This window comes from Gellertiella sp. DMC107, from assembly GCF_056313605.1.
In genome coordinates, this window is sequence record NZ_JBQUZZ010000001.1 from 1,179,193 (window position 1) to 1,187,579 (window position 8,387).

6 protein-coding genes are annotated in these 8,387 nt (G+C 62.9%); 5 read left to right on the plus strand and 1 reads right to left on the minus strand.

The window, feature by feature from the left end:
• The first annotated feature begins 73 nt into the window (after positions 1–73).
• Genes ACT54B_RS05480 through ACT54B_RS05500 form a run of 5 tightly spaced genes read left to right on the plus strand, consistent with a single transcriptional unit; the run spans position 74 to position 6,956 of the window.
• Complete coding sequence (locus tag ACT54B_RS05480) at positions 74–979, plus strand: carbohydrate ABC transporter permease (RefSeq protein ID WP_476043418.1); 906 nt, start codon at positions 74–76, stop codon at positions 977–979.
• On the plus strand, positions 979–1,830 hold the full coding sequence (locus ACT54B_RS05485; RefSeq protein ID WP_476043420.1) for a carbohydrate ABC transporter permease: 852 nt from the start codon (positions 979–981) through the stop codon (positions 1,828–1,830). The genes ACT54B_RS05480 and ACT54B_RS05485 overlap by 1 nt, the downstream gene beginning before the upstream one ends.
• The gene (locus tag ACT54B_RS05490) at positions 1,827–3,932 is read left to right on the plus strand and encodes an alpha-galactosidase (protein ID WP_476043421.1); all 2,106 of its coding nucleotides are present in this window, start codon (positions 1,827–1,829) and stop codon (positions 3,930–3,932) included. The genes ACT54B_RS05485 and ACT54B_RS05490 overlap by 4 nt, the downstream gene beginning before the upstream one ends.
• Positions 3,925–5,019, plus strand: coding sequence for an ABC transporter ATP-binding protein (locus ACT54B_RS05495; protein WP_476043423.1), 1,095 nt, complete (start codon positions 3,925–3,927; stop codon positions 5,017–5,019). Before ACT54B_RS05490 ends, ACT54B_RS05495 begins: the two co-directional genes overlap by 8 nt.
• The gene (locus ACT54B_RS05500; protein WP_476043424.1) at positions 5,019–6,956 is read left to right on the plus strand and encodes a beta-galactosidase; all 1,938 of its coding nucleotides are present in this window, start codon (positions 5,019–5,021) and stop codon (positions 6,954–6,956) included. Before ACT54B_RS05495 ends, ACT54B_RS05500 begins: the two co-directional genes overlap by 1 nt.
• On the opposite strand, the gene ACT54B_RS05505 is transcribed toward ACT54B_RS05500, so the two are convergent.
• Complete coding sequence (locus tag ACT54B_RS05505) at positions 6,957–8,036, minus strand: GlxA family transcriptional regulator (protein ID WP_476043523.1); 1,080 nt, start codon at positions 8,034–8,036, stop codon at positions 6,957–6,959.
• Positions 8,037–8,387: the final 351 nt, after the last annotated feature.

An 8,387-nucleotide genomic window follows, 5' to 3' on the forward strand; every position in this document is an offset into this window, starting at 1 on the left:
TGTAGACAGCCGCTGCCGGATGCGTCCTCTTCATCCGGCAGCACCTTTTTTGCGAATATCCGGGGATACGACGATGAGCAACGGATCCACCGCTTCCGGCTTCTGGAAGCGCAATCAGCGCCAGTGGGCGCCCTGGCTTTTCCTGGCCCCGGGCATCCTGATGTTCCTGGTCTATGTCGTGCTGCCGATCTTCCAGTCCATCTGGATCAGCTTCGAGGACTGGGACGGTCTCGGCCCCCGCACCTGGATCGGCCTCGACAACTATGTCGAACTCTTCCAGGACGAGGCCTTCTACACCTCGCTCTACAACAATATCCTCTGGCTTCTGCTCTATCTGCTCGCCGTTCCGGCGGGATTGGCGATTGCCCTTTTCCTGAACCAGACGGTCGCCGGCATCCGGCTCTACAAGTCGCTGTTCTTCTTCCCCTTCGTCATCAGCCAGGTGGTCGTGGGGCTGATCTTCACCTGGTTCTACGCGCCCGATTTCGGCCTGCTGTCGACGCTGATCAAGACGATCACCGGCACGGAAGTCGCGGTTCTCGCGGATGAGCGCTACGTCACCTACGGCATCATCGCCGCCGGCCTCTGGCCGCAGATCGCCTATTGCATGATCCTTTACCTGACCGGTCTCAACAACATCAATCCGGAGCAGATCGAGGCCGGCCGCATGGATGGCGCACGAGGCTTCCGCTTGTTCTGGAACATCGTGCTGCCGCAGCTCAGGCCCGCCACCTTCATCGCGCTCGTCGTGACCGTCATCGGTGCGCTGCGCTCCTTCGACCTCGTCTCGGTGATGACCGCAGGCGGCCCCTATGGCTCCAGCCGGGTCCTGTCCTTCTACATGTACGAGCAGGCGCTGTCCGAATACGGCTACCGCATGGGATATGGCGCGGCGATTGCCGTGGTGCTCTTCGTCATCATGATGGTCTTCATCAGCATCTTCCTGGTGCGCATGTTCCGGCAGGAAAGGAATTCCTGATGTTTCCGACCCCCGTCCAGAAATCCGGCCGCTTCGCCACCACCGCCTACCAGATCGTCCTGCCGATTGCCCTCGTCATCTGGCTCCTGCCGCTGATCGGCGTCGCGATCACCTCGGTGCGGCCGTCCGGCGATCTCGCCGCCGGCAACTATTTCGGCATACCGTCGAGCTTTGCGGGCGTTGAGAATTACACCGCCGTTTTCCGGGATTCGCCCATCGGCGCCTATATCCTGAACTCCTTCAAGATCACTATTCCGACCGTCATCGGCGCGGTGGGGCTCTCGTGCCTCGCAGGCTTCGCGCTGGCCATCTACCGGTTTCGCGGCAATCTCGTCCTGTTCTTCCTGTTCGTCGCCGGCAATTTCATTCCGTTCCAGATCCTGATGGTGCCGGTGCGCGATCTCACGCTGAAGCTCGGGCTCTATGATACGGTTACCGGGCTCGTCCTGTTCCACGTCGCCTTCCAGACGGGTTTCTGCACCCTCTTCATGCGCAACTTCATTCGCGGCCTTCCCTTCGCCCTCATCGAATCCGCGCGCGTCGAAGGCGTCAGCGAATGGCGAATCTTCGTGCATGTGGTGCTGCCGCTGATGCGCCCGGCCATTGCCGCCCTTTCGGTGCTGATCTTCACCTTCGTCTGGAACGATTATTTCTGGGCGACCGTGCTGGTGCAGGGCCAGTCGGCCATGCCGGTAACGGCGGGTCTGAACTCCCTCAACGGCCAGTGGGTGGCCGCCTGGCATCTCGTCTCGGCAGGCTCCATCGTGGCCGCCTTGCCGCCAGTTCTCATGTTCTTCCTGATGCAGAGGCATTTCATCGCCGGCCTGACACTGGGAGCAACCAAGGGATGACCCGGACCGTGACCATCAGGGCCGGAGCCCTCGGACTGGTGCTGGGTCTGCCCGACCGGGGCATGCCCGAAATCCTGGCTTTCGGGGAAAAGGCCGAAGCCCCGGCATTTTCGAACGTCGTCGACCGCGCCAGCCGCATCAACGGCATGGACGAAGCCGTGCCGGCCGCTGTCCTGCTGCCGACGGGCGGCATGGGCTTCTTCGGCTGGCCCGCCATTGCCGGGCATCGGGATGGCCGCGACTTCACCGTGGAATTCACCGGCTGGACCGTTTCGGTTTCGCCGGGAATGACCCGGCTTTCGGCCCGCGATCCGGTGAGCGCGCTGGAGATCGTTCTTTCCCTCGAGGCGAGCGAAACCGGCATTCTTTCCATTGCGACGGCACTGACCAATGTGGGCGACAGCGATTACACGCTGGACCGGCTGATGGCCGCGAGCTTCCTGCTTCCGGCCGGCGATGCGGTGCTCGACCATTATACCGGCATGTGGGGACGGGAATTCCAGAGCCGGACCACCCGTCTCGGTGACGGTCTCTGGATGCAGGAAAGCCGCCGCGGCCGCACCTCCCATGACCGCTTCCCCTTCGGCTTCATCCGGGCGGGCGGCGAAGGTTTCGGATTCCATCTCGGCTGGAGCGGCAACCACCGGATCGCCATCGACCGCCTCGACGACGGCCGACGCCTCGTGCATCTCGGAGAGCTTTTCGAGCCCGGCGAGATCCGGCTGAAGCCGGGTGCGACCCATCAGACACCGAAGGCCCATGCAGGCCTCGACAGCGCGGCCTTCCACGCCTTCCTGCGCAAGGAGGTTCTCGCCTGGCCCGGCGGCGCCATGCGGCCGCGCCCGGTGACGCTCAACACCTGGGAAGGCAATTATTTCGACCACAAGCCGGAAGACCTGATGGCCCAGGCCGATGCGGCAGCGGCACTCGGCATCGAACGCTTCGTGCTGGACGATGGCTGGTTCGGCCGCCGCGACGACGACACGACGAGCCTCGGCGACTGGTTCATCGACCGGCGCAAATATCCCGACGGATTGAAGCCGCTCGCCGAGCATGTCGTGTCCGAAGGCATGGAATTCGGCATCTGGTTCGAGCCGGAAATGGTGAACCCCCAATCGGACCTTTACCGCGCCCATCCCGAATGGGTTCTGCAGGTGAAGGGGCGGCCGCTGCTGCTCTCCCGCAACCAGCTGGTGCTCGACCTGACGCGGCCCGAAGTGTCCGACTATCTGTTCGGTGCAATCGCAGCCGTGCTTTCCGATCTGCCCGTTTCCTACATCAAGTGGGACATGAACCGCGATCTTGCCCATGCGGGCGGCGCCGACGGACGGGCGATGACCTCCGCCCAGACCCGCGCCGTCTATGCCCTGATGCAGCGGATCCGCGAGGCCTTCCCCGATGTCGAGATCGAATCCTGCGCCTCCGGCGGCGGCCGCATCGATTTCGGCGTGCTCCGCCACACGCACCGGGTCTGGACCTCGGATTGCACCGATGCGCTGGAACGGCTGGAAATCCAGCGCGGCGCCTCGGTGTTCCTGCCGCCGGAAATCCTCGGCTCGCACATCTCGGCCTCGCCGAACCACCAGACCCATCGCCGGCTTTCCTTGTCCTTCCGCGCAATCGTCGCGTTGGCCTATCATCTCGGCGTGGAACTCAACCCGTTGACGCTGTCGGCCGATGAACGGCAGGACCTCAAAGGCTGGATTGCCACGCACAAGCGCCTGCGCCCGCTGCTGCACGAAAGCGATGGCCAGTTCAGGCTGGACCCCGTAGATGGCCGCTACGCCTGGGGGGCCGCAAGCGCCGGGTGCATCGCCCTTTTCGTGGCGCAGGGGCCGCAAATGGTCGGCGAACAACCGCCTCCGCTTACCATGCCGGTGGCCGTGGAGGACGATCACCGCCTCTGGAAGATCGCGGCGGTCCACCCCGCCGAGCCGGATTTCATCCGCATCTCGGACGGCCAGAAACGGCTTCTGGCCGGAGAGACCACCTTTTCGCTTGCAGCGCTCCGCCATGCGGGCCTGCCCCTGCCGATGCTACGGCCCGAAAGCGGGCTGCTTCTCGAACTAGAACCCGTGGAGGGAGACAAGAGTCATGGGTAACGTCACGCTGAACCGCGTCACCAAATCCTTTGGCGCCGTAGACATCATCAAGGGCATCGACCTTCAGGTGGATGACGGCGAATTCTGTGTCTTCGTCGGCCCCTCGGGTTGCGGCAAATCCACCCTTTTGCGCATGGTGGCCGGGCTGGAGGACATCACGTCAGGGTCGCTCTCCATCGGCGGCCGCGACATGACCGACGTGGACCCCGCCGAACGGGGCGTGGCCATGGTGTTCCAGTCCTACGCGCTCTACCCCCACATGACGGTGGCCGAGAATATCGGTTTCGGCCTGCGCATGACGGGACATCCGAAGGAGGAGATTGCCCGCCGCACGGCGGCGGCGGCAGACATGCTGCAGCTGAAGCCGCTGCTCGAGCGCAAGCCCGCCCAGCTTTCCGGCGGGCAGAGGCAGCGCGTTGCCATCGGTCGCGCCATCGTGCGCAACCCGGATGTCTTCCTGTTCGACGAGCCGCTTTCCAACCTCGACGCCTCGCTGCGCGTGCAGATGCGCATCGAGATCAGCAAGCTGCACCAGGACCTCAAGTCGACCATGATCTACGTGACCCACGACCAGGTGGAAGCCATGACCATGGCCGACAAGATCGTGGTGCTGCAGGGTGGGCTGATCGAGCAGGTCGGCTCTCCGCTGGAACTCTACCACCGGCCGCGCAATCTTTTCGTCGCGGGCTTCATCGGCTCGCCGAAGATGAATTTCCTGCCGGTGACCGCCCGGCCTGCCGAGGGCGGCATTCTTGTCGACATGCCGGGGGGCGTCACACTTCTGGTGCCGACCGCCAACCCGGTGCTGAACGGGGAAGCGCGCCTGACGCTCGGCATTCGTCCCGAACATCTTGACCGGAAGGAAGGGGACGTCATCCTTTCGGGTACGGTCCGGCTTGCCGAACATCTGGGCTCCGAAACGCTTCTCTACGTCACCTTGTCCGACGGGACGGAGATGTCGGTGAAGACCGACGGTCTTACCCGGGCGAAGCCGGGCGATACGATTGCGGTGCCGGTTCCCGCAGCTGCCTGCCATCTCTTCGACGCCTCGGGTCTCGCCATTCACAACGGGGACCTGACGCGCTGATGCTGGGTGTATGCTATTATCCGGAACACTGGCCGCAAAGCGCCTGGAAACGGGATGCGGAGCGCATGCGGGCCATGGACATTTCCTTCGTCCGCATCGGCGAATTCGCCTGGTCGCGGCTTGAGCCCTCCCGTGACCGTTTTGATTTCGGCTGGCTGGACGAGGCGATGGACACGCTCCACGCCGCCGGCCTGAAGATCGTTCTGGGCACGCCCACCGCCACACCGCCCAAATGGCTGATGGACGAGCATCCGGACATCGCGCCCGTCGATGAACAGGGCCGCCCGCGCGGCTTCGGGTCCCGCCGCCATTATACCTTCTCCTCCGAGACCTGGTGGAAGGAATCCGCCCGCATCGTCGACATCGTCGCCCGTCGCTACGGCCATCACCCGGGGCTTGTCGGCTGGCAGACCGACAATGAATATGGCTGCCATGACACGACGCTGTCCTGGGGCCCGGAAGACCGCAAAGCCTTCCGCCGCTGGCTGCGCCTGCGCTACCAGTCACCCGAACAGCTGAACGAGGCCTGGGGTTCGGTCTTCTGGTCCATGGAAGTCAACAGTTTCGACGAGGTGGAACTGCCGATCCTGACGGTGACGGAGCCCAATCCTGCAACCCGGCTGGATTTCTGGCGCTTTCATTCAGATCAGGTCGCCGCCTATGACCGCATGCAGTGCGGGATCATCCGCGCCCATTCGCCGGGCCGCTGGATCACCCATAACTTCATGGGCTTCGTCAATGATTTCGACCACTGGAAGGTGGGTGACAATCTCGATCTCGCCTCCTGGGACAGCTATCCGATCGGCTTCGTCGAAAAGTTCCCCTTCTCTGAGGACGAGCGCAATCGCTGGGCGGAAACCTCCCATCCCGATATCGCCGCCTTCCATCACGATCTCTATCGCGGGGTCGGCAAGGGCCGCTTCTGGGTGATGGAACAGCAGCCGGGGCCCGTCAACTGGGCGCCCTGGAACCCCGTGCCGAAGCCCGGCATGGTGCGTCTGTGGACCTGGGAGGCGCTGGCCCATGGCGCCGAAGTCGTGAGCTATTTCCGCTGGCGGCAGGCGCCTTTCGCGCAGGAACAGATGCATGCGGGCCTCAACCTCCCGGGCCTCGACGAATTGTCGCCGGGTGGCCGCGAGGCAGAGCAGACAGGCCAGGAGCTCGCCGGCATCGGCTCGCTACCGGAAACGGACAAGGCACGCGTCGCCATCGTCTATGACTACGAGACCTACTGGTCCACCATGATCCAGCCGCAGGGCCGGGATTTCCGCTATGAGGAGCTGGCGTTTCGCTGGTACGAGGCGATCCGCACACTGGGACAGGACGTGGATTTCGTCCGCCCCGGTACGTCGCTCAAGGGGTATAGCCTCATCCTCGTTCCCTGCCTCATGCACATAGACGAAGCAGCGGAAAAAGCCTTCTCCGAGGCTGACGGGTTAGTGCTTTACGGCCCCCGCTCCGGCTCGCGGGACAGAAGCTTCCGCATCCCCGTCAACCTGCCGCCGGGGCCCCTCGCGGGTCTCACCGGTGTTCGCGTCACCCAGGTATCCTCCTTGCGGCCCGGTCTCACGGCCCCCGTGGAAGGTCTGTTGACCGGCGCCTTCAGCCGTTGGCGGGAATATCTGGACGCGACAGGCGAGGTGCTGGCCCATTTTTCCGATGGCTCGCCGGCGCTGACACGTAAGGGCAACCATTTTTATCTGGCCGGCTGGGCGGAGGGAGAAACGCTCCGCGCACTGCTCGCAGAGCTGGCCGGACGGGCAGAACTCGCCATACGAAGCCTGCCGCCCCATATTCGTCTCCGCCGTCGGGGCAACACGGTGTTCGCCTTCAATTACGGCCCGGCCCCGCACATCATCGAGGCGGCGCCGGATACATTCGTGCTGGGTGGCCCTGTGCTTGAACCCTGCTCCGTCGCCGCATGGACCGAACCGTGATCAGATGTCATCCGCATTGCTTGGCGCAGACCCCTGGCGCTCCCGAGCCTCCGGCGACATATCCGTCATGGCCGCCCGGAATGACGTCGGCGCAACGCCGAAATTACGCTTGAAGTTGCGCGAGAAGGTGGAGGCGCTGTGGAAACCGAATTCGAGCGCGATATCGACGAGGGGCATGCTCGTCGTTTGCACAAGCCTCTTTGCTTTCTCGAGCATGATTTTCTTGTACACATTGCCCAAGGACATTTTCAGCTCGTCGGTGAAGAGCCGCTCCAGCTGCCGCCTCGATAGACCGACGGATTCAGCCAGTCGTTTTATCGGTATTCTGTTGCCCCGATGGCTTTCCATCAGGATCAGCGCCGCCTTCACCCGGCTGTCGTCACAGGCAATGGCAAGCGGGCGCCGTGGCTGAATGTCATGGACGCTGCGGGCGCGCTCCACCTGCAATACCTCCAGTGCGTTTCGCTCAGCATCCTTGCTGATGTGTCGACGCACAAGAGTGGCCGCCAGATCGACCGCGCTGCTGCCGCCGGCGCAGGAGCCGCGCTGTCGATCGAGGCTGTACAGCCGGTCGGACCTTACCCTCAGGTCAGGAAAGCGTTCCCGGAACTCGTTATAGTGAAGCCAGCTGACACAGGTTTCATGATTTCCCATCAACCCGGCTTCGGCGAGGATGAACGTACCGGTACAAACCCCGAGCAAAGGAACGCGCTTCGCGGCCGCTTGCTTGAGAAAGGCCATGGTCTCGCTGTCGATGGGCATCGATGTATTGAGCAAGCCGCCGACGACAACCACATAATCGAAACGACTGGGGTCCACAAAATCCGACGTCGGCGCCACCTGAACGCCGCAGCTGGACGAGATCAGGAACCGGGTGCTGCCAATAACCTGCCAGTCGGCCGTCACCCGCCGCGACATGTCCAGTTCATCTCCGGCCAGCCGAAGCGTATCGACAAACAGGGCAAAGGCCGAAAGCGTAAAGGATCGGGCAAGAACGAATGCCACCTTCAACTGCGGCTCGTGCACCGGCTTTCGGGCTGTTCCTTTTCCTGTCACGACAGGTGGGTTCTCACGCCTCATCATCTGGACAATTCTTCCCGCACATTGGTCAGCCAGCGATCAAGAAGCTTTAATACCACAAGACTTCGACGCTTGATGTTCCTGCTGAGAGCATTTGCAGAGCGAAGCATCTCATTCAAGAGAGAAGCTGCTCTTGTTGGCCAGTCTGTGTTTTTGTCGTGTTGTGTGAAGGCTAGCCGCTGAGGGGTAGGACCTGGGAAGGCGAACGTGTTGGAGTTGCCGCTTGGTATTCAGGGTGGGGATATTATGGTTTGAACGCTTTATGCGCCCTGTTGGGCGTTTTGGGATTTTTTTGTGAATGATTTTTGTGATTGGTTGCGGGGGCAGGATTTGAACCTGCGGCCTTCAGGT